The sequence below is a fragment of the Cyanobium sp. NS01 genome (genome assembly GCF_014280235.1).
Classification (GTDB): Bacteria; Cyanobacteriota; Cyanobacteriia; order PCC-6307; family Cyanobiaceae; genus NIES-981.
In genome coordinates this window covers 1541525-1566124 of the sequence record NZ_CP047940.1, presented here as the reverse complement: position 1 = coordinate 1566124, position 24600 = coordinate 1541525, and the positions used below count along the sequence as shown (strand labels likewise).

The 24600-nt window shown below is 68.9% G+C and carries 26 protein-coding genes; 7 read left to right on the top strand and 19 right to left on the bottom strand.

The genetic code is table 11. The annotated features are described in order from the left end of the window. Position 1: 1 nt before the first annotated feature. On the bottom strand, positions 2–694 hold the full coding sequence (gene gloB, locus CyaNS01_RS08150; protein ID WP_370561814.1) for a hydroxyacylglutathione hydrolase: 693 nt from the start codon (positions 692–694) through the stop codon (positions 2–4). A gap of 158 nt (positions 695–852) precedes the next feature. On the opposite strand from gloB, the gene hisG reads away from it, so the two are divergent. The 3 genes from hisG (at position 853) to ppk2 (ending at position 4413) form a co-directional block, all read left to right on the top strand. Then, complete coding sequence (gene hisG, locus CyaNS01_RS08145; protein ID WP_186696646.1) at positions 853–1512, top strand: ATP phosphoribosyltransferase; 660 nt, start codon at positions 853–855, stop codon at positions 1510–1512. Then, entirely contained in the window at positions 1512–3311 is a 1800-nt protein-coding gene (locus tag CyaNS01_RS08140; protein ID WP_186696645.1) for an ABC transporter ATP-binding protein, read from the top strand. The genes hisG and CyaNS01_RS08140 overlap by 1 nt, the downstream gene beginning before the upstream one ends. Positions 3312–3408: 97 nt before the next feature. Then, positions 3409–4413 carry a polyphosphate kinase 2 gene (gene ppk2 / locus CyaNS01_RS08135; RefSeq protein ID WP_255460002.1) on the top strand — a complete coding sequence of 335 codons (1005 nt, stop codon included), beginning with the start codon at positions 3409–3411 and terminating at the stop codon, positions 4411–4413. A 25-nt stretch (positions 4414–4438) separates the two neighbouring features. Here the strand turns inward: ppk2 and CyaNS01_RS08130 are convergent, their stop codons facing one another. Further along, complete coding sequence (locus tag CyaNS01_RS08130) at positions 4439–5233, bottom strand: alpha/beta fold hydrolase (protein ID WP_186696644.1); 795 nt, start codon at positions 5231–5233, stop codon at positions 4439–4441. 35 nt (positions 5234–5268) lie between these two features. Between CyaNS01_RS08130 and CyaNS01_RS08125 the strand changes: the two genes are divergently transcribed. Next, positions 5269–5757, top strand: a complete 489-nt coding sequence (locus CyaNS01_RS08125) for a GNAT family N-acetyltransferase (protein ID WP_225875580.1) — start codon at positions 5269–5271, stop codon at positions 5755–5757. Here the strand turns inward: CyaNS01_RS08125 and CyaNS01_RS08120 are convergent. From CyaNS01_RS08120 to CyaNS01_RS08110, 3 genes are read right to left on the bottom strand one after another with little or no spacing between them, the layout of a single operon-like run. Next, positions 5657–6460, bottom strand: a complete 804-nt coding sequence (locus tag CyaNS01_RS08120) for a TIGR04283 family arsenosugar biosynthesis glycosyltransferase (RefSeq protein WP_186696642.1) — start codon at positions 6458–6460, stop codon at positions 5657–5659. The genes CyaNS01_RS08125 and CyaNS01_RS08120 overlap by 101 nt on opposite strands. A gap of 3 nt (positions 6461–6463) precedes the next feature. Then, positions 6464–7114 carry a TIGR04282 family arsenosugar biosynthesis glycosyltransferase gene (locus tag CyaNS01_RS08115; protein ID WP_225875579.1) on the bottom strand — a complete coding sequence of 217 codons (651 nt, stop codon included), beginning with the start codon at positions 7112–7114 and terminating at the stop codon, positions 6464–6466. Positions 7115–7123: 9 nt separating this feature from the next. Further along, complete coding sequence (locus CyaNS01_RS08110; RefSeq protein WP_186696641.1) at positions 7124–8272, bottom strand: trypsin-like peptidase domain-containing protein; 1149 nt, start codon at positions 8270–8272, stop codon at positions 7124–7126. A 120-nt stretch (positions 8273–8392) separates the two neighbouring features. Between CyaNS01_RS08110 and dnaA the strand changes: the two genes are divergently transcribed. Next, positions 8393–9802 (top strand): chromosomal replication initiator protein DnaA, encoded by a 1410-nt coding sequence (dnaA, locus tag CyaNS01_RS08105; RefSeq protein ID WP_186696640.1) that lies wholly within the window; start codon positions 8393–8395, stop codon positions 9800–9802. A 13-nt stretch (positions 9803–9815) separates the two neighbouring features. Here the strand turns inward: dnaA and CyaNS01_RS08100 are convergent, their stop codons facing one another. Further along, complete coding sequence (locus CyaNS01_RS08100; RefSeq protein ID WP_370561491.1) at positions 9816–10328, bottom strand: hypothetical protein; 513 nt, start codon at positions 10326–10328, stop codon at positions 9816–9818. 162 nt (positions 10329–10490) lie between these two features. Here CyaNS01_RS08100 and CyaNS01_RS08095 point away from each other — a divergent pair, with 162 nt between their 5' ends. Further along, complete coding sequence (locus CyaNS01_RS08095; protein ID WP_225875578.1) at positions 10491–10781, top strand: hypothetical protein; 291 nt, start codon at positions 10491–10493, stop codon at positions 10779–10781. Positions 10782–10807: 26 nt separating this feature from the next. On the opposite strand, the gene cbbX is transcribed toward CyaNS01_RS08095, so the two are convergent. From cbbX to CyaNS01_RS14965, 7 genes are all read right to left on the bottom strand, one after another. Next, complete coding sequence (cbbX, locus tag CyaNS01_RS08090; protein ID WP_186700520.1) at positions 10808–11713, bottom strand: CbbX protein; 906 nt, start codon at positions 11711–11713, stop codon at positions 10808–10810. Positions 11714–11718: 5 nt separating this feature from the next. Next, entirely contained in the window at positions 11719–12003 is a 285-nt protein-coding gene (locus CyaNS01_RS08085) for a 4a-hydroxytetrahydrobiopterin dehydratase (protein ID WP_186696639.1), read from the bottom strand. A 9-nt stretch (positions 12004–12012) separates the two neighbouring features. After that, positions 12013–13188 (bottom strand): CO2 hydration protein, encoded by a 1176-nt coding sequence (locus CyaNS01_RS08080; protein WP_186696638.1) that lies wholly within the window; start codon positions 13186–13188, stop codon positions 12013–12015. Beyond that, the gene (locus tag CyaNS01_RS08075; RefSeq protein ID WP_186696637.1) at positions 13188–14729 is read right to left on the bottom strand and encodes an NADH-quinone oxidoreductase subunit M; all 1542 of its coding nucleotides are present in this window, start codon (positions 14727–14729) and stop codon (positions 13188–13190) included. Before CyaNS01_RS08075 ends, CyaNS01_RS08080 begins: the two co-directional genes overlap by 1 nt. Beyond that, on the bottom strand, positions 14726–16588 hold the full coding sequence (locus tag CyaNS01_RS08070) for an NAD(P)H-quinone oxidoreductase subunit F (protein ID WP_186696636.1): 1863 nt from the start codon (positions 16586–16588) through the stop codon (positions 14726–14728). The genes CyaNS01_RS08075 and CyaNS01_RS08070 overlap by 4 nt, the downstream gene beginning before the upstream one ends. A 79-nt stretch (positions 16589–16667) precedes the next feature. Next, positions 16668–17141 carry a ferritin-like domain-containing protein gene (locus CyaNS01_RS08065; RefSeq protein WP_225875577.1) on the bottom strand — a complete coding sequence of 158 codons (474 nt, stop codon included), beginning with the start codon at positions 17139–17141 and terminating at the stop codon, positions 16668–16670. Further along, a complete protein-coding gene (locus CyaNS01_RS14965; protein WP_193815484.1) occupies positions 17141–17449 on the bottom strand; it encodes a BMC domain-containing protein in 309 nt (102 codons plus the stop codon). The genes CyaNS01_RS08065 and CyaNS01_RS14965 overlap by 1 nt, the downstream gene beginning before the upstream one ends. Here CyaNS01_RS14965 and CyaNS01_RS14960 point away from each other — a divergent pair. Beyond that, the gene (locus CyaNS01_RS14960) at positions 17448–17846 is read left to right on the top strand and encodes a hypothetical protein (RefSeq protein WP_225875576.1); all 399 of its coding nucleotides are present in this window, start codon (positions 17448–17450) and stop codon (positions 17844–17846) included. The genes CyaNS01_RS14965 and CyaNS01_RS14960 overlap by 2 nt on opposite strands. Positions 17847–17894: 48 nt before the next feature. Here CyaNS01_RS14960 and CyaNS01_RS08055 read toward each other — a convergent pair whose 3' ends face one another. The 6 genes from CyaNS01_RS08055 to CyaNS01_RS08030 form a co-directional block, all read right to left on the bottom strand. Beyond that, positions 17895–18146 (bottom strand): carboxysome peptide B, encoded by a 252-nt coding sequence (locus tag CyaNS01_RS08055; RefSeq protein WP_186696634.1) that lies wholly within the window; start codon positions 18144–18146, stop codon positions 17895–17897. Beyond that, positions 18146–18442 (bottom strand): carboxysome peptide A, encoded by a 297-nt coding sequence (locus CyaNS01_RS08050; RefSeq protein ID WP_186696633.1) that lies wholly within the window; start codon positions 18440–18442, stop codon positions 18146–18148. Before CyaNS01_RS08050 ends, CyaNS01_RS08055 begins: the two co-directional genes overlap by 1 nt. A 1-nt stretch (position 18443) precedes the next feature. Further along, a complete protein-coding gene (locus CyaNS01_RS08045; RefSeq protein WP_186696632.1) occupies positions 18444–20168 on the bottom strand; it encodes a carboxysome shell carbonic anhydrase in 1725 nt (574 codons plus the stop codon). A gap of 7 nt (positions 20169–20175) precedes the next feature. After that, positions 20176–22566 carry a CsoS2 family carboxysome shell protein gene (locus CyaNS01_RS08040; RefSeq protein ID WP_186696631.1) on the bottom strand — a complete coding sequence of 797 codons (2391 nt, stop codon included), beginning with the start codon at positions 22564–22566 and terminating at the stop codon, positions 20176–20178. Between the two features lie 136 nt (positions 22567–22702). Continuing rightward, positions 22703–23044, bottom strand: coding sequence for a ribulose bisphosphate carboxylase small subunit (locus CyaNS01_RS08035; protein WP_186696630.1), 342 nt, complete (start codon positions 23042–23044; stop codon positions 22703–22705). 94 nt (positions 23045–23138) lie between these two features. Further along, the gene (locus CyaNS01_RS08030) at positions 23139–24551 is read right to left on the bottom strand and encodes a form I ribulose bisphosphate carboxylase large subunit (protein WP_186696629.1); all 1413 of its coding nucleotides are present in this window, start codon (positions 24549–24551) and stop codon (positions 23139–23141) included. Positions 24552–24600: the final 49 nt, after the last annotated feature.

Below are 24600 nucleotides of genomic sequence, written 5' to 3'. Positions count from 1 at the left end.
GTCAGCCGCGCCAGTGGTCTTTCTGCTCCCTGAGCCGGGCCAGGCTGGCGGCATCAGGGGCCCGCAGGAAGAGGTTCGTGGCCAGCTCCAGGGCGATCTGGCTGGGCACCGTGGCCTGGCCCAGGGCCCGCTGGGCCAGCACCGCTTCCAGCCGCTGCCGGATCGGTGCCGCCGCCGGGTCGTCGCTGGCCACGCTGGCGACGGCCCAGCGCAGGTTGGCCTCCGTGTACTCGTGGGCGCACCACACCCAGGTGGAGCCGGGCAGGGCCGCCAGCCGCTGCAGCGAGGCCTGCATCTGGGCGGCACTGCCCTCGAACAGCCGGCCGCAGCCGCCGGCGAACAGGGTGTCGCCGCAGAACAGGTGCCCGGCCCGGGGGAACCAGTAGGCGAGGTGGGCCCGCGTGTGGCCCGGCACGGCCAGCACCTCCACCGGCTCTCCCAGCAGCGTGAGCTGATCGCCATCGGCCACGCCCTGGGTCTGGAAGGGGATGCGCTCCAGGTCGTCGCGGGCGGCCACCACGGCGCAGTCGGGCCAGCGACGCAGCAGCCCCGGGCTGCCGCCGATGTGGTCGCTGTGGTGGTGGGTCTGCAGGATGCAGACCAGCTCCAGGCCCCGCTGCTCCAGGCGCTGCTGGATCGGGGCCTCGACCGCGGGGTCCACCACCGCAGCCTGCCGGCCCTTGCTCAGCAGCATCACGTAGTTGTCGTGGAGCACGGGGATCAGCTCCACCGCCAGCGTCTCCTCTCCGGGCGGCTCCACCTGTAGCGACTCCGCTTTCATTGGCCGGGCTCCTGCGGGGCTCTCTCGGGGATTCGGGCCCATCGTTACAGTCCGAACAGAGACGTGTCTCCATGATCACCGTTGCCCTGGCCAAGGGTGCCCTGCTGAAGGATTCGGTGCGTCGCTTCGCCGCCGCCGGCCTTGATTTTTCCGCCGTGCTCGAGCCGGGCAACCGCCTGCTGATGGTGCCCAGTGCCTGCGGCACGGCCCGCGCCCTGCTGGTGCGCAACGCCGATGTGCCCGTGTATGTGGCCTATGGCCAGGCGCAGCTGGGGGTGGTGGGTTACGACGTGCTGCAGGAGCACCAGCTGCCGGTGGCCCAGCTGGTGGACCTGGGCTTCGGTGGCTGCCGCATGAGTGTGGCCGTCAAGGCCAGCAGCCCCTACCGCCGGGCCGTGGATCTGCCGGCCCATTGCCGCGTGGCCAGCAAGTTCACCCGCTGCGCCGAGGCCTATTTCGAAGCCCTCGATCTGCCGGTGGAGCTGATCCACCTGGCCGGATCGGTGGAACTGGGCCCGATCACCGGCATGAGTGAGGCGATCGTGGATCTGGTGGCCACCGGCCGCACCCTCAAGGACAACGGCCTGATCGCCATTGAGGATCTGTTCCAGTCCACGGCCCGCCTGGTGGGCCATCCCCTGGCCCTGCGCCTCGATGGCGGCGCCCTGCAGACGATCGTCGACCGGGTTGCGGCCGTTGCCACGGCTCCCGCCCCGGCGGGCGTGGCCTGATGGCGGCCCTCGACCGCGAACGGCTGCTGCGGCTGCTGCCCTACCTGGGCCGCGACAAGCGCCGCCTGCTGCTCACCCTCACCCTGCTGATCCCGGTGGCCACGGCCGCGGCCATCCAGCCGCTGCTGGTGGGTCAGGCGATCGCCGTGCTGCGGGGTGAGCCCACCCTCGCCTTCCTCAGCGGCATGCCGGTGGACCAGGCCCTGCGGCTGCTGGTGATCGTGCTGCTGGCGGCGGTGCTGTTGCGGCTGGGCCTGCAGGGCCTGCAGAGCTACAGCGTTCAGGCCGTGGGCCAGCGGCTCACCGCCCGCATCCGCGACGACCTCTTCGCCCATGCCATGGCGCTGTCGCTGCGCTTTCACGACCGCACGCCCGTGGGCAAGCTGCTCACCCGGCTCACCAGTGACGTCGATGCCCTGGCCGAGGTCTTCGGCAGCGGTGCCGTGGGGGTGCTGGCCGATCTGGTCACCCTGTTGGTGATCGCCGTCACCATGCTCAGCATCGAGTGGCGTCTGGCGCTGCTGCTGCTCTCCTCCCAGGTTCCCGTGGTGCTGGGGATGCTGTGGCTGCAGAAGCGCTACCGCCGGGCCAACTACCGGGTGCGCGAGGAACTCAGCGCCCTCAATGCCGACCTGCAGGAGAACCTGCAGGGGCTGGAGGTGGTGCAGATGTTCCGCCGCGAGGACGTCAACAGCGCCCGCTTCGCCCGCACCACCGACGCCTACCGCCAGGCCGTGACGGGCACGATCCTGTTCGACAGCTCCATCTCCGCCTTCATTGAGTGGGTGGCCCTGGTGGCCGTGGCCGTGGTGCTGGCCGCAGGCGGCAGCATGGTGTCCGGCGGCGTGCTCGGGCTGGGCACCCTCACCACCTTCATCCTCTACTCCCAGCGGCTGTTCGATCCCCTGCGCCAGCTGGCGGAGCGCTTTACCCAGATCCAGGGAGGTCTCACGGCGGTGGAGCGCATCGGCGAACTGCTGGAGCAGCCGATCGAGATCCAGGAGCTTCCCGCCGCCCAGCGCTCGGCGGCGGCCCATCGCTCCGGCGGCCAGCGCAGCAGCGCAGGAGAGGTGGTGTTTGAGCACGTGTCGTTCGCCTACCGCGAGGACGATCCGATCCTCACGGATCTCTCCTTCCGCATCGCTCCCGGCGAGCATGTCGCCCTGGTGGGGCCCACCGGATCAGGCAAGACCACGGTGATCCGCCTGCTCTGCCGCCTCTACGAGCCCCAGAGCGGCCGGATCCTGCTCGATGGGGTGGACATCCGCGAGCTGCCGATCCCCACCCTGCGCCAGCGCCTCGGGGTGGTGCTGCAGGACACCTTCCTGTTCAGCGGCAATGTGGCCGACAACCTGCGCCTCGATGCGCCCATCTCCAGCGATGACCTGCAGCGGCTCTGTCGGGAGCTGGGCCTGGCGGAGCTGCTGCGCCGTCTGCCTGAGGGGCTCGCCACCGAGCTGCGCGAGCGCGGCGGCAATCTCTCCTCCGGCGAGCGGCAGCTGCTGGCGGTGGCTCGGGTGGCGATCCGCGATCCCTCCGTGCTGGTGATGGACGAGGCCACCGCCTTCCTGGATCCGGCCACTGAGGCCACCCTGCAGCGTGACCTCGACCGCCTGCTCCAGCAGCGCACGGCGATCGTGATCGCCCACCGGCTGGCCACCGTGGAGGCCGCCGACCGCATCCTGGTGCTGCAGCGGGGCCGCGTCATTGAAGAGGGCACCCATCGCCAGCTGCGCGATTCCGGTGGCCTCTACGCCCGCCTCGCCGAGCTGCAGGACAAGGGGCTGGCGGCGCTCTAGCGGCTGCGGCAAAACCTGGCCATCGGTAGTGGTGGCTGCCACACGGGGTTCAACCGAGGGCCTAGGACGTTTTCACTTCTGGTGACTCTCCCTGTTCATGAATGACGCTGACCTGCTCAAGAGCGCTGCACCGATGATGGACGGGAGTGAGAAAAAGAGCAAAAAAGACAAGAAGGAGAAGAAAGCCGAGAAAAAGGCCAAGACCAAGAGCCCTGCCAAAGCCAAGGGCGGCAAGGGCAAGAACGACAAAAAAGGACTCTCTGCTGACAAGTACAAACCTTCTCCGATCTTTGATGACTTTGCCAAGCATTCGGAAGGCCACCTCCCCAAGCTCGATCGTAAGTTCTACGAGAAAGAGCTGACCCGGTTGCAGGTGGAGCTGGTGAAGATGCAGTACTGGATCAAGCACGTGGGCTATCGGGTTGTGCTGCTGTTCGAGGGCAGGGATGCGGCTGGCAAGGGCGGCACGATCAAGCGCATCACCGAGCCCCTGAACCCACGCGGCTGCAATGTGGTGGCCCTGGGAACCCCCTCTGATCAGCAGAAAACCCAGTGGTATTTCCAGCGCTATGTAGAGCACTTCCCTTCCGCCGGCGAGATCGTGCTTTTCGACCGCAGCTGGTACAACCGCGCCGGGGTGGAGAAGGTGATGGGCTTCTGCATACCAGAGCAGGTGGAGGAGTTCATGCTCTCCTGCCCGGAGTTCGAGCGCATGCTGGTGCGCAGCGGCATCGTGCTGATCAAATACTGGTTCTCCGTCAGCGACGACGAGCAGGAGTCCCGCTTCCGCTCACGGCTCGAAGACCCCGCCCGCCGCTGGAAACTCAGCCCCATGGACCTGGAGTCGCGCGATCGCTGGGTGGAATTCTCCAAGGCCAAGGATGAGATGTTTGCCCACACCAACATCCCTGAGGCGCCCTGGTTCACGGTGGAGGCCAATGACAAGCGCCGCGCCCGGCTCAACTGCATCAGCCACCTGCTCAGCAAGATTCCCTATGAAGACATGACCCCCGACGCGATCGAATTGCCCCCCCGCAAGAGTGGCAGCGATTACCAGCGCCCCCCCATGAACGAACAGTTCTTCGTGCCCACCATCTATTGACCTGACCGACTCCTGCTTTGACCGACTACGGCTCAACTGGAGAGGGTCGCGGCGGGGCGATCTGATCCAGCCAGGGGCGGATGGTGTCGGCCAGCTCCCGGGGCCGCCCGAGCATCGGCAGATGGCCCGCCCCCGCCAGCACCCTCAGATCGTGCTGGCTGGCGTAGCCCGCCAGGTGGCGCACGTAGCGGGGTTCCATCACCCGGTCGTTGCTGCCGGCGATCCAGAGGCTGGGCACGCTGAGGGCGGCGGTGAGCCCAGGCAGTTGCTGCACGGCGCTGCGCCGCATACTGCAGGCCAGCAGCCCCTGGGCCGCCCGCCGATCCGCCAGCAGGGGGCTGCGCAGGGGGCCGCTGCCGGGCACGTGAACAAGCCAGCGGGGTCTCAACTGCAGGAACAACGCCCCGCCCCGCCGCACCTGGGCAAAGGGCCTCGGTTGGTACACCCCGCCGCCCACCGCGATCTGCACCACCCCTGCCAGCCGGCTGCCGAGGCCCCCGGCGGCATGGAGCACCAGGCTGCCACCGAGCGAGTGACCCATCAACACCACCGGCCGGCCGTCTTGGGCCTGCCGCCGTGCCTGCTCGGCCACCCAGGCGCCGTAGCTGGCCAGGCTGGCCTGCAGGCCCCGGGGCCGCTCCCGGCCGCCGAAACCGGGCAGATCCGGCGCCCAGATCTCCCAGTCAGGCCCCAGCTCCGCCGCCAGCCGATCCCAGAGCCGGCCCGCCAGCAGCCAGCCGTGGAGGGCCACGATCAGGGGCCGTTGCCTGGCCGGGAGTCGCTCCGGGGCGATCTGTGCTGGAGCGGATGCGGCTGCCATCAGTCAGGATCGTGGCATCCCGCCAGCGCTGTTCCGTGGATCCGGCCCTCCAGCTCACCACGCTCTACGGGGAGCAGCACCGGCTCTGCCCCACGCCCAAGAGCCAGGTGTCGCTGGTGCTGAGCGCCGAACGGGAGATCGACCTGATCGAGCTGGAGCAGCTGTGTGATGCCGTGGGCTGGAGCCGACGGCCGCTGCGCCGGGTGCGCAAGGCGCTCCAGCACAGCCTGCTGCGGGTGGGGCTCTGGCGGCACGATTCCCGCCTGCCCAAGCTGGTGGGCTTTGCCCGCTGCACCGGCGATGGCGTGGTGGAAGCCACCGTCTGGGACGTGGCCGTGCATCCCCACTACCAGGGCCTGGGGCTGGGCAAGGCCTTGATGGTCTACGTGCTCGATCAGCTGCGCAGCATGCAGGTGGATCGCGTCACCCTGTTTGCCGATCCCCAGGTGGTGGCCTTCTACCGGGCCCAGGGCTGGGATCTGGAGCCCCTGGAGCGTCGCTGCGCCTTCTGGTACGCGCCTTAGGGCGACCCGCCCCAGGGCCGTAGTAGCAGCGGGCGAGGGCCTCGGCATTGGCGCCCCGACGCCAGGCCCACCGCAGCCGGGCGTTGTCGATCGTGGTGCGCCAGACGCCCCGGGCCCGCCAGCGGCGGCCGTCCACCCGCACGGCGCCACCGAGGCTGCGCAGGCGCCCGCGACGCCGCAGGCGCTGCACCAGGTCGAGGTCCTCCATCAGGGGCAGGGGCCTGAGGCCACCGCTGGCCCAGTAGTGCTGCAGGGGAAGCAGCAGCCCCTGGTCGCCGTAGGGCAGCTGCCGCCAGCGGCTGCGCAGCCTCACCCCCAGCTCCACCAGCCGCAGGGCCAGGCCGCGGCCGTCGATCCCCAGATCGAAATACCAGGCCTCCGCCGGCCTCCGCCGGGCCTGGGTGAGGCGAGTGGCCCAGTCCGGCGGCAGGCGCACGTCGGCATGGAGCAGCAGCAGCCATGGCCCATGGGCCTCCTGGGCCCCGAGGGCCAGCTGGCGGCCGCGCCCGGGCGCACTGCGCAGCAGCCGCGCTCCCGCCAGCCGCGCCAGCTCCGGGGTGCCGTCCTGGCTGCCGCCATCCACCACCAGCACCTCGCGCACCAGGCCGGGGGCGCTGCCCAGCTGGGCCAGCAGGCCCGCCAGGGCATGGCCTTCGTTGCGGGTGGCCAGCACCACGCTCAGCCAGGGTGAGGAGGCTGCCACGGCTCAGCGCCAGGGCCGCAGATCGATGGCGCGGTCGAGGTCGTGGCGCAGGGGCAGCAGGCGCGGCTCGATGCCCAGGGCCGCCGCCGCCGCCAGGGTGTGCCCCAGCACCTCGCCACTGCCCCAGGGGATGCCGCTCAGCAGCTCGGCCCTGGCGTGGGTCAGGCCGATCAGCCAATAGCCGCCATCAGCGGCTGGCCCCAGCACCAGGGAGGGGGCTTCAGGTTTCGCCTGGCCCAGGAGCTCGAAGGCCGCCTCCAGATCGGCCGCCTCCAGGCTGGGCAGGTCACTGCCGATCAACACCACCCGCTCGGCCCCCTCCGCCACGGCCCGCAACACCTGGCGCTGCAGGCGCACCCCGAGGCTGCCCGCCCCCTGGTCGGTTGAGCCATCACAGCCCAGGCAGCCGGCCCAGCGCTGCCGCTGGCGCGGCCCCAGGCCCTGGGCCGCCAGCACCAGTCGGCAGCCCACCCGGCTGCGGGTGCGGCGGGCCACCGCGAAGGTGTGGGCGGTGAGGCGGCCCTGGATGGCGGCCGCGCGCCCGATCCCCAGCCCCCTGGCCAGCCTGCTCTTGCAGCGCCCCGGCGCCGGCCAGCGGGCCATCACCACCAGCTGCAGTGCCCCTGACGCGCTCCCCTGGCTGGCCTGTTTCACGCCTGTGGCTCAGTTCTGCCGGGGCAGTTCGGCGGGTCGCAGGGTGAGGTTGGTGGTGGCGCTGCCGCGGCGCACCACCACCGCCAGGTCATCGCCCACCTTGCCCTGATCCACGGCCAGCTGCACCTCCGAGGGGTTGCGCACCCGGCGCCCGCCCACCGACTCGATCAGGTCGCAGGGCTTGAGGCCCCCCTTGGCGGCCGGGCTGTTCTGCATCACATCCACCACCACCACGCCATTGGCCTCCGGCAGCCGGCACTGGTCGGTGGTGGCATTGATTTCGCGGGCCAGCTGGGGGGTGAGGGCCTGCAGCCGCACGCCGATGTAGGGGTGGCTGGCGAAGCCGCGCTCAAGGATCTGGGCGGCGATCTGGCGGGCCACATTGATCGGCACCGCGAAGCTGAGGCCCGCGCCCGGGGCCTGGCGGATGGCGGTGTTGATGCCGATCACCTGGCCCCGGTCGTTGATCAGCGGCCCGCCGCTGTTGCCGGGGTTCACGGCGGCGTCGGTCTGGATGTAGGGCACCCGCTGGCCTTCGCCGACGGCGTTGGTGCGCTGAATGGCACTGATGATGCCGGCCGTCACGGTGTTGTCGAGCCCCAGAGGGTTGCCGATGGCGATCGCCCATTCGCCCGGCCGCAGCTTGGCGGAGTCGCCCAGGGGAGCCACGGGCAGGTCTGTGGCCACCACCTTCACCACCGCCACATCGGTGAGTGGATCGCTGCCGAGCACCTTGCCGGTGAGGCTGCGGCCATCGGGCAGGGTCACGGTCACCTCGCTGGCCCCATCCACCACGTGGGCATTGGTGAGCAGCACGCCGTCGGAGCGGGTGATGAAGCCGGAGCCCTGGCCCTGCTGCTCCTGGATGGTGGGTCCGCGGCCGAACAGACCGCCAAGTGGGTTGATCACCCGTTTGGTGGTGTCGATCCGCACCACCGAAGGTCCCACCTTCGCTACGGCGTCCACGATCACGTTGTTGCCGGGCTGCAGCGGCGGCACGGGGGCGGCGTCGCTGATGCGCACATTGCCCTCGTCCGGCTGGCCGGGCAGCTGCGGCAGCTGGGGCAGGTTCGGCAGTCGTGGCAGGCCACTGGTGCAGCCGGTGAGCAGCAACGTGCCGATCAGTCCGGCACTGGGCCAGGGGCGGAAGCAGGGCATGGTCGACTCAGGGGGACGGCAGAAGGGACGGGGGTTGTGCCCCGGTGGGCCTGGGGCACATTTAAGACGGAGCGGGGGCGGGTGATCTGCCTATATTCAGCACCCGTGTGGGGGCCCTTGGTGCAGCAGAGAGACGAGCTGTGGCACCAGGTTCAGCAGGCCCTCCAGGCCCGGTTCAGTAAACCCACCTTCGAAACCTGGATCCGTCCGGCCCGTTGCCTGGGGATGGAGGCTGACGTCCTGCTGCTCGAGGCGCCCAACAGTTTCGCCTGCGGCTGGCTGCGTAAAAACTATCTCGACACCATCGAGGCTGTGGCCAGCGAACTCGCCGGTCGGCCGCTGCGCATTCAGATCGGCACCGCCGCCCCCGACGAGCACCTTGCCGATCAGCCCGGCTCCAACGGGGCGACCCCTGCAGCGGCTCCGGTTCAGACAGCCCGTGGCATCACCGCCCGTGGCACCACCGCCAATGGCAGACCCGGCCCTGCCGGATCGCCAGGCAGTGGGCTCAACCCCCGCTACGTGTTCAACCGCTTCGTGGTGGGCCCCAACAGCCGCATGGCCCATGCCGCGGCCCTGGCGGTGGCGGAGGCCCCCGGCCGGGAGTTCAACCCCCTGTTCATCTGCGGCGGGGTGGGGCTGGGCAAGACCCATCTGATGCAGGCCATCGGCCACTACCGCCTGGAGATCAATCCGGAGGCCAGGGTGTTCTACGTGTCCACCGAAACCTTCACCAACGACCTGATCCAGGCGATCCGCAAGGACGGCATGCAGGCCTTCCGCGACCGCTACCGCGCTGCCGATCTGATCCTGGTGGATGACATCCAGTTCATCGAGGGCAAGGAGTACACCCAGGAGGAGTTCTTCCACACCTTCAACGCCCTGCACGAGGCCGGCCGCCAGGTGGTGATCGCCTCCGATCGGCCCCCCAGCCAGATCCCGCGCCTGCAGGAGCGGCTGATCTCGCGCTTCTCGATGGGATTGATCGCCGACATCCAGGCCCCGGACCTGGAAACGCGCATGGCGATCCTGCACAAGAAGGCCGAACAGGAGCAGATGGCCCTGCCCCGCGATCTGATCCAGTTCATCGCCGGGCGCTTCACCTCCAACATCCGCGAGCTGGAGGGGGCCCTCACCCGGGCCGTGGCCTTCGCCTCGATCACCGGTCTGCCGATGACGGTGGAGTCGGTGGCGCCGATGCTCGATCCGGCCGGCCCGGACGTGGAGGTGAAGCCCGAGCAGGTGCTTGAGAAGGTGTCGGAGGTGTTCGGCGTGGGGGGCGATGAAATGCGCAGCCCCAGCCGCAAGCGGGCCGTGAGCCAGGCCCGCCAGGTGGGCATGTATCTGATGCGCCACAGCACCAACCTCTCGCTGCCGCGCATCGGTGAGGTGTTCGGCGGCAAGGATCACTCCACCGTGATGTATGCGGTGGAGCAGATCGAAAAGAAGCTCCATGCCGATCCCTCCCTGGCCCGGCAGGTGCAGCAGGTGCGCGACCTGCTGCAGATCGACTCGCGCAAGCGCCGTTGAGGACCCCGGGGCCTCAGTTGCAGCCCTGCACCGAGATGCGGTAGCTGAAGCCGAGGGCCCCGGGGTCGTTGCTGGCACCCACCTTGAAATTCATCTGGCTGGCCTGCTTGCCGGGCACCGCGTCAAACGGTCCGAACTCCTTACCGGTGCCGACAGGGGGAGTCATGCTGGCGTTGATCACCTGCAGGCTGGTGCCGTCCGTGAACTTCATGTAGCCCTCCACCGGATATTCGGCGTTGGCATCCGAGGAGTTGGCCGTGAAGAAGAACTTGTACTTCTGGTAGGGACGATCCACGATGAAATCAGTGTTCCAGTTTGTGCGGCCCAGCAGCTTGGCGCGGCTCACGGTCTTGGACACCACGGGGGTCTGGCCGTCGCCACCGATGGGTTGCAGGAAGCTGCAGGTTTCGGCCTGCACCGTGGTGGCGGAGGCCAGCGCGAGGGTGAGGGCGGCGGCTGAGCTGCCGACCAGAGACTGCAGACGCTGCTTGCTGGACGACTGGATCACTGCGAAGGAATCCTGCACTGCAGGGCTGAAGGGGTTCGCCATCGAGCGTAGATCGCGATCTGGAGGTGGGCTGTTGTCTGCGGACACCGCGAGGCTGGCCGCTCTCTGTGCCTTCCGCCCGGAGATCCTCATGGGGCCGGGTAAGGTCGAGAGATTCCTTGCTGTTGCCCCATGTCCGGCATGAAGCAACGTCGCTCGTCCACCCGCACCACTCCCCAGCTCCGCCTCCCAGCAGCCGCCAGCCTGGCGGCCGCCCTGGCCGCTGCTCTCGGTGGCAGCCTGGTCGCCGGCCCCGCCCTGGCCCAGACCCAGATCTGGCAGCGGCAGGGCGCTCCGCCAGCGGCGGGGTCAAAGGTGGTGCCGGAAAACTGCACCACCGGCAGTGATGGGGAGATCACCTGCGGCACCCGTCTGGAGGGGGATGAAGGGCGCCGGCCGGCAGCTCCGCGTATCGAACTCTTCCCGAACTGAGCCTGCCCCCCACTCCGTCTTCTCCCTCAGGTGAGGGGACGGGCGGGATCCAGACCTTCCACTTCCCCCTGGAACACCCTGGAGGCGGTGATGTCCTCGGCCTCCAGGGTCATCAGATCCAGCTTGGTGAGGGCGCTGCCCATGCGGCTGAACAGCCGGTTGGCCTGGCGCATGCGGGCGCGATCGATGGCGTTGCGGATCGAGCGGGCATTGGCGAAGAAGGGCAACTTCATGCGCCGCTGGATGTAGTCGGCGAAGGCGGCACGGGCCTCATCGCTGAAGCGGTAGTTCTCGGCCGCGAGAATCAGCTGGGCGATCGCCAGCAGCTCCTCGGCGCTGTAGTCGGGGAAGTCGATGTGATTGGCCACCCGCGATGAAAGGCCGGGGTTGGATTGGTAGAAGATGTCCATCCGATCCTTGTAACCCGCAAAGATCACCACCAGATCATCGCGCTGGTTCTCCATCACCTGCAGCAGGATCTCGATCGCCTCAGCGCCGTAATCGCGTTCGTTTTCGGGGCGGTAGAGGTAGTACGCCTCATCGATGAACAGCACGCCCCCCATGGCTTTCTTGAGCATCTCCCTGGTCTTGGGAGCGGTGTGGCCGATGTACTGCCCCACCAGATCATCGCGGGTGGCGGTGATCACATGGCCCTTGCGCACATAGCCCAGCCCGTGCAGGATCTTGCTCATCCGCTCGGCCACGGTGGTCTTGCCGGTGCCCGGCCGACCGGTGAAGGACATGTGCAGCGAGGGCGGCGCCGTTTCCAGGCCCACCTGCTGGCGAGCCCGGTTCACCACCAGCAGGGCGGCGATTTCGCGGATGCGCGCCTTCACCGGCCGCAGGCCGATCAGCTCGCGGTCGAGTTCATCGAGCACCTCCTGCACGCCGGCCCCCTCGTAGGCCGCCCTCAGGTCCACCGCCAGGCCCAGATCCGTCACGGGCCGCCGTCAGCTGGGGGCGGGGCGGGGCAGAGGGCATCGATGGCGGCGGCGAAGGCCTCGTCTTCAGGCCCGATCAGCTGCTGCTCAGGCTCAGGCCGCAGGGTGAGGTTCACATAGGTTCGCCCGAAGCTGATGTCCGGATAGCGCCCCAGTTGCTCGGAGAGATCGTTGAGCTGCTCGAGGAAGGCGCGGGTGGCCCCGTAGTCGCCGAACTCGATGCGCCGCTCCAGGCGCTCGGCGCGGTCGGGCTTGGGCCGGGGAGTCCAGGTCTGCTCCATGGTCAGACCCTAGGCCAGCGCTGGGTTGGGGCGCACCCAGTGACTCTCCGTCAGGCAGTCTGTGCGAGCCACGGCGAGGCGCTCGGCCCAGGCGCTGGCATAGGCCTGGTTGGCGGCCTGCTGGCTGGCCTCGCTGCAGGCCAGCCCGTGGGGCATGGTGCCCTGGATGGCGGCCTCGGTGACGCAGAACATCGCCTTCTGGAAGCTGCGGCAGATGTTCACGTGGATGTCACCCTCGCCGCGGCCGTGCTGGTCGTACCAGCGGTGCAGGGTCTCGGGCAGATGGCGCGCCATGTCGTGCATCAGCAGGCTGGGCGGGATGCCGGCCCCCATGGTGGGCAGGGGATCGGCGTAGAGGGCGCCGTAGGCGAAACGGGCCTGGTCGGGAGCGATCTGCTGGGCCTGGGCGTTGAAGCTCACCGTGCCGAAGAACGGCGTGCCGCGCAGGAACACCGCCTCCACGTAGGGCACCGCCACATCCATCAGAAAGCTGAGGCCTGCCTCGGGGGGCAACACCCAGTGCCGCTGGCCGCCCAGCTCCACGGCGTAGGTGATCGGAGCGGCAGATGCCTGCACCAGCCCCTGCCGGATGTACTCCACCACAGCGGCCATCGTGCCGATCCGGCCCTCGCGTTCCTCCACCGCCAGGGCCAGGAACAGATCGCTCATCACCCGCCAGAACTGGCCGAGGGCATGGGTGGTGGCGGCGGCGCGGATCAGCTCCGGCAGGAAACCCGGGAACAGCGGATGGAGCAGGGCCAGCAGGGGATCACGCCGGAGCTTGGCGGCGATGATGCCGGCGCAGCCGGCGGCGAAGTCGGTTGAGTCGAGATACCCATCCAGCCCGCCCGTGCCGTGCCAGAGCATGGTCTTCATGCAGTACTCGGCATACTCGTAATTGATGCGGTCGTGCCGGAGGTTGCGCCAGATCCGCGCCGGGCTCGGATCCCCATCCAGATACTTGAGCAGGGGAAAGGGATTGAGAAACTGGCGCTCGGCCTGAAAGATCAGGTTGGTGCTGTAGGCATCCAGCACGGCGCCATAGCTCTCCAGCACCCCCACCACCTGCAGCCGCTGCTCCGCCGAGTCGGCCACCAGGGTCTGGCCGCTGAGCAGCCGCTGGCCCAGCTCAGCCGTTGTGAGCCTGCCACCCTGCACGGTGAGATCGGCCGGGATCACAGGCATCAGCCGCTGCCCCCGGAGGTCAGCTGCCCCGCCAGCGCCGCCAACGGCGCCATGGCGGTGGTGGTGGCTTCACTCAGGTGCCCGAGGCCGCCGGGCGCCAGGCCCAGCAGCACCACGCCGATGGCAAGGGCGATGGCCGGCACCGTCTCGCGCGCCGCCACGGCGGGCAGCTGGATGTCGAGCCGGCTCGACTGCAGCGGATCCTCGGCGGCCGTGATGGCCAGGCGGCCGAAGAAGGCCCGGTTCACCAGCAGCAGGAAGTACACCGCTGTGAGCCCTGAGCCCACCATGCAGCAGAGGGTGGCCAGCGGGTAGGGGCCGAGGCTGCCCCGGAACACCAGGAATTCGGCGATGAAGCCCGCCATGCCGGGCATGCCCGCGCTGGCCATCACGGCCAGGATCATCAGTGAGCCGGTGAGCGCCAGACCCCGCTGGGGGTTGAGCAGACCCTTCAGCACCGCGAGATCGCGGCTGCCCGTCTTGCGGTACACGATCCCCACCAGCAGGAACAGCAGGGCCGAAATCAGGCCATGGCTCACCATCTGGAATTCGGTGCCCAGCAGGCTCACCGGCGACGCCGCCGCCGCCGCCAGCAGGATGTAACCCATGTGCCCCACGGAGCTGTAGGCCACCATCCGCTTCATGTCCTGCTGGGCGATCGCCGCCAGTGATCCGAACACCACCGAGATCGCCGCCCACACCGCCAACCCCGGCGCCAGCACGGTCCAGGCCTCAGGGAACAGCCCCATGCCGAAGCGCAGCAGGCCGTAGGTGCCCAGCTTCAGCAGCACGCCGGCCAGCAGCACCGACACCGGCGTGGAGGCCTGGGTGTGGGCATCCGGCAGCCAGGTGTGGAAGGGCACCAGCGGCATCTTGATGCCGAAGCCCACCAGCAGCGCCAGCAACAGCACGATCTGGCTACCCAGTCCCAGCTGCTCGGTCGTCACGGCGGTGGGGCTGAAGTTCACCGTTCCGCTGAGCAGGGCCAGGCCCAGAAAGGCCGCCAGGATCAGCATTCCTGAGAGGGCCGTGAAGATCAGAAACTTGGTGGCCGCGTAGGCCCGCCCGGCGCCCCCCCAGATGGAGATCAACAGCCACAGGGGGATCAGTTCGAGCTCGTAGAAGAGCAGGAACAGCAGCAGGTTGTCGGCCAGGAAGGCCCCGTTCACGGCCCCGCTGATCAACAGCAGCAGGGCGAAGTAGAGGCGCGGTCGTCGGCTCAGGTCGCGGCTGCAGACCACGGCCACCAGGCTGAGGCCGGCGTTCATCAGCACCAGCGGCAGCGACAGGCCATCCACCCCGAGCCGGTAGTCGAGGCCCAGCCCCGGCAGCCAGGCGTGCACCTCCTGCAGCTGCAGGCCGCTCTGGCTGGGGTCGAAGGCCAGCAGCACGGCGAGGCTGAGGCCCAGCTGCAGGCTGAGCAGGGCGATGCAGGCCTGGCGCAGCCGGGCGGCCGGGGCCGGCCTCGGCCAGGCCAGCAGGCCCAGGCCGCCGGCCAGGGGCAGCAGCAACAGCAACGAGAGCAGGGGCAGCTCGCTCATGGGCCGCCTCGGCTGAGCCAGGCCAGGCAGGCGGTCAGCGTCACGATCGCCACCACGGCGGTGAGCAGGTACGACTGCAGCTGCCCGCTCACCCCCAGCTTCAGACCCTCGGCACTCTGCAGCGAGAGCCGACCGAAGCCGTTCACCACGCCGTTCACCAGGCGTCGATCCAGCCCGTCGCTGAGGCGGGCCAGGGCCGCCACCAGGGCCACCAGCGTGCTGCGGTAGGCCGCCTCGCTGTAGAAGTCGAAGGCCAGCAGGTCCTGCAGACCGCGCAGGGCCTGGGGGCTGGAGCGGCTGCGCACTGCATCGAGGGGCAGCCAGACGCCGATCCCCACCCCCAGCAGCCCGCTGCCTGCCACCGCCAGGCCGATGGGCCAGGCGAAGGAGGCCAGGCCAGGCACCGGATCCAGCCGGGCCAGCAGCAGGGGGGTGAGCAGCACCAGCACGCTGAGGCTCACCATCGGCAGGGCCATCAGCCAGATCACCTCCGGCGTGCGGCGGGTCTTGGGCCTCACGGCACCCAGAAACACACTGCGGAACACCCGGCAGAGGTTCACGGCCGTGAGGGCATTGGTGATCAGCAGCACCGCGGCGAAGGCGGGGGCACCGGCCAGCAGAGCCTCCACGCCCAGGCCGAAGCACCAGAAGCAGCCCAGGGGCAGCAGCCCCACCAGGCCGGCGCTCCCCACCACAAAGGCCGTGGCGGTGGCGGGCATGCGGCTGCCGATGCCGCCCAGCTCGGTGAGGTCCTGGCAGTTGGTGGCGGCGATCACGCTGCCCACACCCATGAACAGCAGCGCCTTGGCCAGGGCGTGGGAGAACAGCAGCAGCACGGCGATACCGGGTTGCTGCAGGGCGATGGCAATGAACACCAGCCCCACATAGGAGGTGGTGCCGTAGGAGCAGGCCCGCTTCAGGTCCACCTGGGCCAGGGCCACGAGCGCTCCGCCCAGGGCGCTGATCGTGCCCACCGCCAGCAGCACGTCCGTGGCCACCGGAGAGAGCAGCAGCAGCGGCATCAGCTTGAGCAGCACCAGGGCTCCGGCGGTGACCACGGCTGAGTTGCGCAGGATCGAGGCCGGGTTGGGGCCCTCCATGGCCTCATCGAGCCACAGGTGCATCGGGAACTGGGCACACTTGCCCATCGGTCCGGCGATCAGCCCCAGGCCCAGCAGGGTGCCGGCCAGGGGGGTGAGGCTGCCGTCGGCGTGGGCGGCTGCGGCCCAGCTGTAGAGATCGGTGAACTCCAACGAGCCGGCCCAGGCCGAGAGGGCCACCACGCCCATCAGCAGCAGCACATCACCCACCCGCTTGGTGAGGAAGGCATCGCGGGCCGCCGTGACCACCAGCGGCTGGGCATACCAGAACCCCACCAGCAGGTAGGTGGAGAGGGTGAGCATCTCCAGCAGGAAATAGCTCATGAACAGGTTGCTGCTCAGCACCACCCCACAGAGGGCGCCTTCGAAGAAGCCCACCAGGGCGTAGAAGCGCGCCAGCGACCACTCCTTGTCGAGGTAGCCAAGGGCAAACACCTGGGCCAGCAGGCTCAGCAGGGTCACCAGCGCCAGGGCGGCCAGGTTGGTGGGCGAGAGGTCGAAGCCCAGGCTGAGGCTGAGGTCGGCGGCGGAAAACCAGGGGATGACCAGGTGGGCCGGGCCGTGGAGGCTCACTTGCCAGGCCGCCAGAGCGCCGTGGACCACGGCCAGCAGGGTGACCAGCAGGTTGAGGTAGGCCGCCGGCCGCGGACCCTGGCGCGGTAGCCAGCCGCAGGCCCAGGGCAGCGAGAGCAGCATGCCGCTGAACCCGTACAGCGGGATCAGCCAGGCCAGCTGGAGGGGCAGGGGCAGGAGGGGCACGGGATCTGTCACTGGCTGGCCCTTCAGGCGGCCTGGAGCCAGCTGAGCTCAGGGCGGCGGCTGCCAAGCCGCTGCTGGCTCAGAAGGTCGCGCGCTCGAGGCCCGGGCCTGGCTGCCCGCCCAGCTGACGCAGCCAGATGGCCAGCTCCTCCCCATGGGATTGCTCGTCGCGCCACAGTTCACGGAAGCAGGCTTCATTCTCTCCGTCTCCGATCTGAACACAGAAGCGCACGGCTTCGGCGTAATGATTGATGAGTTCGGCCTCCATGGCGCTGTTGTGGCGCAGCAACCCAGGCAGATCGGGGGCGTGGGCCACCGGCTGCAACTGGGAAGCGGCCGGAGCCACGCCGAGGCTGAGCATCCGCTGCACCAGCTTTTCGGCATGGCGGAGTTCTTCCACGGTTTCCTCGCGGAAGCGTTTGGCGGCCTCGGCATTGCCCCAGATCTCCAGCAGGGAGGCCTGGGTCATGTATTGCTGCACGGCGGTGAGCTCGAGGCTCAGGGCGCGACCCAGATAGCCCAGGACGCGCGGATGGGCGGCGTCCATCGGCATCACAGGCGGCGAACGGTCTCAGTGCTCTGCAGAGCGGGCTCCACTTCGGTGTGGGGGCGGGCAATGATGTGGGCAGCCACGAGGCCGTCACCCACCCGCTCGCAGGCGTCGGCACCGGCCCGCACCGCGGCGTTCACGGCGCCGGTTTCCCCCCGCACCATCACGGTGACGTAGCCACCGCCCACGAATTCGCGGGCCACCATGGTGACCTCAGCGGCCTTGGTCATGGCGTCAGCCGCCTCGATCGCAGGCACCAGACCGCGGGTTTCGATCATGCCGAGGGCGATGCCGTTAACGGTGGGAGCCATGGGGGAGGTTGCGGAGGAGGACGAAGAGGCGGGGGGCCGGGTGCCACTGGAGCCCCCGGAGCGGCGGCTGCTGCTGCTGCTGCTGGAGCGCTGGCTGGTGCTGGAGGCGGGGGGCAGAGCCCTGGACCGGCTGGTGGTGCTGGCTGTGGAACGGGCCGTGGTGGTGGCCGCGGCAGCCGGGGCGGCCGGGCTGGGCTTGGTGGAGCTGGACTTCAGAGAGGCGGGCTTCTGGGAGGTGGGGGGTGGCGTCGCCGCCTGGCTGGTGGGCGTCGCTGCCGGCGCTGGCCTGGCGCTGGCGCTGCTGGCGTCACCGGCGCCCTCTGAGGCGGCGGATTTGCCGGTCGGTCGGGTGGTCGGTGTGGCCATGGCGGGGCGCGGGGGGACGGGAACAGGGTGAGATCGGCACAGCGGCCGCCGCGGGAAGCAGCAGCCGTCGGGGCGTCAGCTAGCCATCGGGTTCCCAGAAATCAATGATTCCGGAGATGGTCAGATCGATCTGGGCTTCGGGGATACCACAGGCGAAACGGGCGGCGGAGCCGCTGGAGGTGAACACCCAGTTGCCGACGGAGGCGCCGACGGGATCGACGGCCACCGAGAGCTTGCCTTTGACGTTGCGCAGCACCCTCAGGTTCCAATGGCCCATGCCACTGACCCGCTGGCTGCAGACGAGGGAGCCGGTCACCTGCATGATTTCCATCAGGTGCCTGCTCCCGGTTCCGAGCTGGGCGGTGGGGCCGCCGGTTTGGGGGCGTCGGGATCCCAGTGGTCGATGATCCCCACGATCGTGAGATCGCTGGGATACGACTTGCTGCCGGCGGCTTCTCGGGCCGCCGAACTCCCCACACAGATCACCCAGTCACCGGGGATGCAGCCCACGGCGTCCACCGCCACTTTCTTGGTGCTGCCATCCAGCACCACCTGCAGCAGCTTGTGCTCGAAACCGGGAATGCGGTTGGTGGAGACCAGGGGCTTGAGCACCTTGCAGATCAGCATCTCAATGACCTCCCGTGGCGGCGAACACGATGGTGGAGGCCACGATTTCGGCGGGAATGTGGCGATCCTGGTCGCGGATGGTGAGCAGGGCGTGCAGCAGGCCCTGCTGGAAGAGCTCGGCGTAGCGGCTCTCGATGGCGGCCTGCACCCGCTGGCAATGGCGCACGGCCCGCTCCCGGGCACCGGGCACCTGGCCGTGGTAGTCGAAGCGCACCACCACGGGCACCGGCAGGCCCCGGGACACATTCAGCCCCTGGAAGATCTTCACGCCCACATCCAGGTCTGCGGCGCCCTCTTCCACGGTGTCCATGTAGGCGAAGTAGGTGAGGTTGCGCAGATGGATTTCCTTGAAGCCGATCCCCACGCCGATGAAGCGCTCCGCATGGCTGGCGTCGTCGTAGGCGCCGCCATGGAACTGGCGCACGTAGTCGATCTGGGAGATGTTGTGCTCCAGAAGGCGGGCCACGAGGCTCACCATGCCGGGGTCAGGGGCGGAGGCCGCGGCCTGCCGCACCATCTGCTGCACCTGTTGGCGGGCCTGCTCTGGGTTCAGGTCGGCGGTGGCGGCATAGACGTCCTGGGCATCCAGCCAGCGCTCCAGGTTGGTGCTGCCATCCATGCCCGGTACATGCACCCGGATGGCATCGGTGTCGGTGTCGATGCCCAGCAGCAGCAGATCCACCGAGGCCCCGCAGCAGAAGCTGTTCTCCACCGCCTGCTGGAAGTCCTGCAGCCGCAGCAGCCCGCAGGAGGCCGCCAGGCTGTCGTCGCTGCCATGGGCGGCGCAGCCCTCATGGCTTGGATCCCTGGAACTGAAGTGATACATCGCCACCTTCAGGTAGCGGGTATCGGCATGGGCTGGATTGGGGATCCCCTCCCGATAGCGGAGGTGCTCGGTCTTCACCCAGCGGTTCACCGTGTTCTCCACATCGAACAGGGCACCGGCGTGGGGCCGGCGTCGCACAGAACTGAACGGCAGCCTCAGGCCATAGGCGATGGCGTGGGCCAGGCGTCCGTCGGCACAGGGGGTGATGTCGAGCAGGTGGAAGCCACACTCCAGCAGGAAGGCATTGAAGGCCTGGGAGGCCTCACTGCCGGCCTGGCCGCCAAGGGGATCCCGGTTGAAAAAGGCGGCGCTGGTCTGCTCGTAGGTCTCGAACACACACCAGGCAAACAGGGTGCGCATGTCGAGCTGGCTCACCCAGGCGGTTTCCAGGATCGGCAGGGGCAGGGCATAGCCCAGCTGGTCCTGGGCGATCGCCTGGGCCTGGTCCACGAAGTCGTCCTCGTGCTGCAGACCTGACAGCTGCTTGAGCACCGGCACGATGCGGTCGAAGGCCTGCTTCACTCCCTCGTCGTAGGCCTGCAGCGCCCGGTTGGCGCCCGGATCGGTGAGCGGATGGGTGCTGGAGCCGCGCCCGGCGCTGGCCACGGCCCGGCTGGGGAAGGAACTGCTGAAGGCTGCTGTGCGCGTTCCGGACCGGCCGAGGCTGGTGGCCTTTGCACCGGAGAGGCGGGTCCGCTGCGCCCGGCTGGCGCCGCTCGGCGTTGCTGAAGGCCGGGCGGCCTGCATGGCGGCCCTTGCCCGGGTGCCCCGCAGGGGAACCGCAGGCTGGGCGTCGCTGTCAGCAGGGAGGATCTCCGGGTCGCGGCTGGATCTCGGGCGGCGGCGCTGGGCCGTGGGGGCGAGCGACGCTTGGGTGGGGCGGAAGGATCGGCGGGGCATGGGCGAATCAGCCGCGGGCCCCACCGGAAACCGTGATCAGGGATCCGGCCTGGGTGTTGCCGCTGGAGCCGGTCACCAGGCTCACCGGTTCGGGCACCGCGTCGTTGCGCTTGGGCTGGGCACCGGGCATGGCGCTCATCGGGCCCACGCGGGTGGGGTTGCGGCGGCGGGCGGAACGGCCTTCCGTTCCCGTCACATGCTCGCCCCGATCCCAGTCGTCGCCAGTGATCTTGAGGCCTGCGGAGATGCCTTCACCGGTGACCCTGGAGGTGGGGCGCACGTCCTGGTCCACGCTCACAGGGGCCGGCGAGACCTGGATCGGCCCCCGGGAGAGCTGGGGGCCCTTGCGGTCAAAGCGAAACTGTTCGGTGCCGGTGACCTGTCCGGCGGCCAGGTCAAAAGGGCCGGTGATGCGGCCTCCCTGTTCGTAGGCGTTGCCGGTGACACCGCCGGCCTGCTGGCGCGCCGTCTGGGCGGCGCGGGCCGGTGACTGAACGCTGAACCGTTGCCAGGGGGCTGTTTCGAGGGGCTGGGGGTAGTCGGCATCCTGGCCACTGGCGGCACCACAGGCTGCCGCCAGCTGGTCACCCCCCACGTAGGGGGTGCCGGTGATGGGTTCACAGGCGCCTCGCTCGGCGCCGGTCATCACGCCGCCGATGCCGGGCTGGATCCCACTCATGCGGCTGGAGCCGCGCACCGGGGTGCGTTGACGGATCTCGCGCACGGCGGGCGTTGCGCAGTAGTCGGAGGCCTGCTCCAGGCCGGCGTAGGGGGTGCCGGTCACCGACTTGCAGGTTCCGGGTTCATCGCCCGTGACCTTGTCGCTGCGGCCGGTGCGGGTGCCGCTCACCACCTGAGCGCGGTTGGTCACGCTGAACCCCACCTTGGGGGCTTCAGGTTCAGGAACCGAGCCGCAGAAGGCGGCGTATTGCTGGCTGCCCACGTATTCATCGCCGGTGACCAGGCGGCAGCTGCCGGGTTCATCGCCGGTGACCCGCTGGCCCCGGCCCACGTGGGTGCCGGTCACGTTGGTGCCCCGCAGGGTGTGAAGCGAGTCCACCTTGGTGGGGGCCCGACCCGGAGCCGGCGGCTCGGCACCGAGGTACTGGTCACCCGTGAGCTGCAGGCCGGAGCCGGGTTCATCGCCGGTGACCCGCTCGGAGCGGCCCACCATCACCCCGGAAACGGGTTGACCGCCGAGGGTCTGGCTCTTGCCCACCTTGCGGGGGCTGGCTTGGCTTGTGCCGCAGTAGGAGGCCATCTGGTTGGCCGACACGTACTCGGTGCCGGTGACCAGCTTGCAGGTGCCAGGTTCATCGCCGGTGACCTTTTCAGAGCGGCCCACCTCGTTGCCGGTGACCCGATTGCCGTGGCTGGTGTCCGTGAGGCGCACCTTGGCCGGTTGACGGCTGGGAGCGTCGCTCTGACAGAACGTCTGGAACACCTCGGCCCCCAGATACTCCGTGCCGGTGATGGCACGGCAGGTGGCGGCCTCGTTGCCCGTGGTCTTGGGCGAGCGGTTGGCCTGGGTGCCGGTCACCACCTGGCCGGAGGTGGTTTCACTCATGCCCACTTTCCAGTGGGCATCGGCCGTGGCGGCCTGCTGGGCGCCATGGCGGTTGGGGCCGCAGGGGCGGGTGCCACCGCTGCGGCAGGAGCCGGCACTGCCCACCTTGGCCTTGAGTTCGCGCACCTTCTGGGCCAGTTCGCGGGTGCTGATGTCTGGATTGCCCTGGCGGGCCAGGGTGGCAGCGGTGCTGCTGGTGGGGGCGTTGGCGGACTTGCCGCGCTTGGAGAGGGCCTCCCGCCTGGCCAGCACGAGGGCCCGGCTGGGGTTGTGCTGGGCCTGGGCGCGCTTCATGGTGCGGCGCTCGGCGGCTCCGCCGCTGCCGGAGCCGAGGCGTGAGCTCGACAGGCTGAGATTGAGGGAGGAACGGCTGCTGGGAGCGCTGCTGGTGGCGCTGGCCGCAGCGATGGGACTGGCCTCGGGGGCGCTGCCGCTGGAGGCGCTGGTGCCTCGGCTCACCGTCAGCCCCAGGTCCGTTCGGGTGCGATCGCGGGACGTGCTGGCCCGCTTGCCCTTCTGGGTGAGGGCCTGGCGGCGGGCCAGCGCCAGCTCGCGGCTGTGGTTGAGAACCCTTCTGGCGGGGTTGCTGCGTGGGGCCTCAGGGGCACTGAGGGAAAGACTCGGACGGCTGGCAGCAGCTCTGGGGCTGGCAGCCCTCTGACGCTCTGGCGTCACCGGGGCTGCGGTCTCGATCGAGCGGGCCTGCCGCAGGTCCTCGACGGTGCGAACCCGACTCGGGCTGGAGATGAATCTCCCGGCAGCCTTCTTGCCGCCCGTGGTGAGGGCCCGGCGGCGCTCGAGTGCTGCTTCCCGACTGGATGTGCTGGCCATGTCCGCCCGACGTGTTGAGATCGCTGTGAAGAGGCCTTGGGGGCCTGAAGCTTGAGCCGCCGGCGCCGCCGGCGGAGAGAGGGGACGGTTGCAGGTCACGCTGCAACCATCAGTGGTCTGTCAAAAGCAGCTGCAATCAGCGGCCTTCGAACACCACGAAGCAGGCACCCTGGCTCTGGATGTAGGCGTCGTAGCCCACAAGACGCACGTGGTGGTCGGGGTAGGCGCGGTGGCAGGCCTCGAGCTCGCTGACGATCACGCCCAGATCCTTCTCGCCGAAGAAGGGCAGCTTCCAGTACGACCAGTAGGTGACCATGGAGCGGCTGGGGTGAACGTGCTCGATCAGGGGGCTCCAACCCTGGGCAATGATGTAGGCGATCTGGTCGTAGATCTCGTCCTGGGTCATCGGCGGGAGGAAGCCGAAGGTCTCCAGGGTGGCGACTGTTTGATAGTCACCCACGGTGCTCTTGAAGGGCATGGGGATCCTGTTGCGGATGGGATGAATGGATGCGGTTCTGGATCACCGGAGGAGCAGGGGGGTGAACCCACCGGCTCCTGCAGTCATGGGGTGATCAGTTGACGTCGAGCTTGTCGACGGTGTCGAACTCGAACTTGATCTCCTTCCAGGTTTCGAGAGCGATGGCCAGCTCGGGGCTGTGCTTGGCGGCCTCCATGAGGATGTCGCGGCTTTCCTTCTCGATTTCCCGACCGGCGTTGCGTGCTTTGACGCAGGCTTCGAGGGCGACCCGGTTGGCCGCGGCGCCAGCGGCCGAACCCCAGGGGTGACCGTGGGTGCCACCACCGAACTGGAGCACGGAGTCGTCGCCGAAGATGGCCACCAGGGCCGGCATGTGCCACACGTGGATACCGCCTGAGGCGACGGCGAACACGCCGGGCATGGAGGCCCAGTCTTGGTCGAAGAAGTTGCCGCGGCTGCGGTCTTCGGGGACGAACGACTCGCGCAGCTGGTCGATGAAGCCGAGGGTGGTCTGGCGATCGCCCTCGAGCTTGCCCACCACGGTGCCGGTGTGGAGCTGGTCACCACCGGAGAGGCGCAGGCACTTGGCCAGCACCCGGAAGTGGATGCCGTGCTTTGGGTGCCGGTCGATCACCGCGTGCATGGCGCGGTGGATGTGGAGCAGCATGCCGTTCTTGCGGCACCAGTGCGCCAGACCGGTGTTGGCGGTGAAGCCACCGGTGATGTAGTCGTGCATGATGATCGGCTGCCCGAGTTCCTTGGCAAACTCGGCCCGCTCATACATCTGCTCAGGAGTGGCGGCGGTGCAGTTGAGGTAGTGCCCCTTCTTCTCGCCGGTTTCTTCCTGGGCGAGTTGCACGGCCTCGGCCACGAACTCGAAGCGGTTCTGCCAGCGCTGGAACGGCTGGGAGTTGATGTTCTCGTCGTCCTTGGTGAAGTCGAGACCACCACGCAGGCATTCATACACCACCCGGCCGTAGTTCTTGCCGCTCAGGCCGAGCTTCGGCTTGATCGTGCAACCCAGCAGGGGACGGCCGTACTTGTTCATCCGGTCGCGCTCGACCTGGATGCCGTTGGGCGGACCCATGCAGGTCTTGATGAAGGCCAGGGGGAAGCGGATGTCCTCCAGGCGCAGGTGGCGCAGGGCCTTGAAGCCGAACACGTTGCCGACCAGGGAGGTCAGCACGTTGGTGACGGACCCTTCTTCGAACAGGTCGAGGGGGTAGGCGATGAAGGCGTAGAAGGCCTCCTTGTCGCCGGGCACGTCTTCGATGCGGTAGCAGCGGCCTTTGTAGAAGTCGAGGTCGGTGAGGAGCTCAGACCACACCGCTGACCAGGTGCCGGTGGAGGATTCAGCGGCCACGGCGGCAGCCACCTCTTCCTTGGGAACACCTTCCTGGCCGGTGCACTTGAAGCAGGCCAGCAGGTCGGTGTCGAGGGGGACGTAATCAGGAGTCCAATACGTGTCGCGGTACTCCTTAACGCCTGACTCGTACTTCTTGCTCATGGAGATTCTCCGGTTGGGTCGGTTAAGGGAATGACGAAAGAACGCCTCA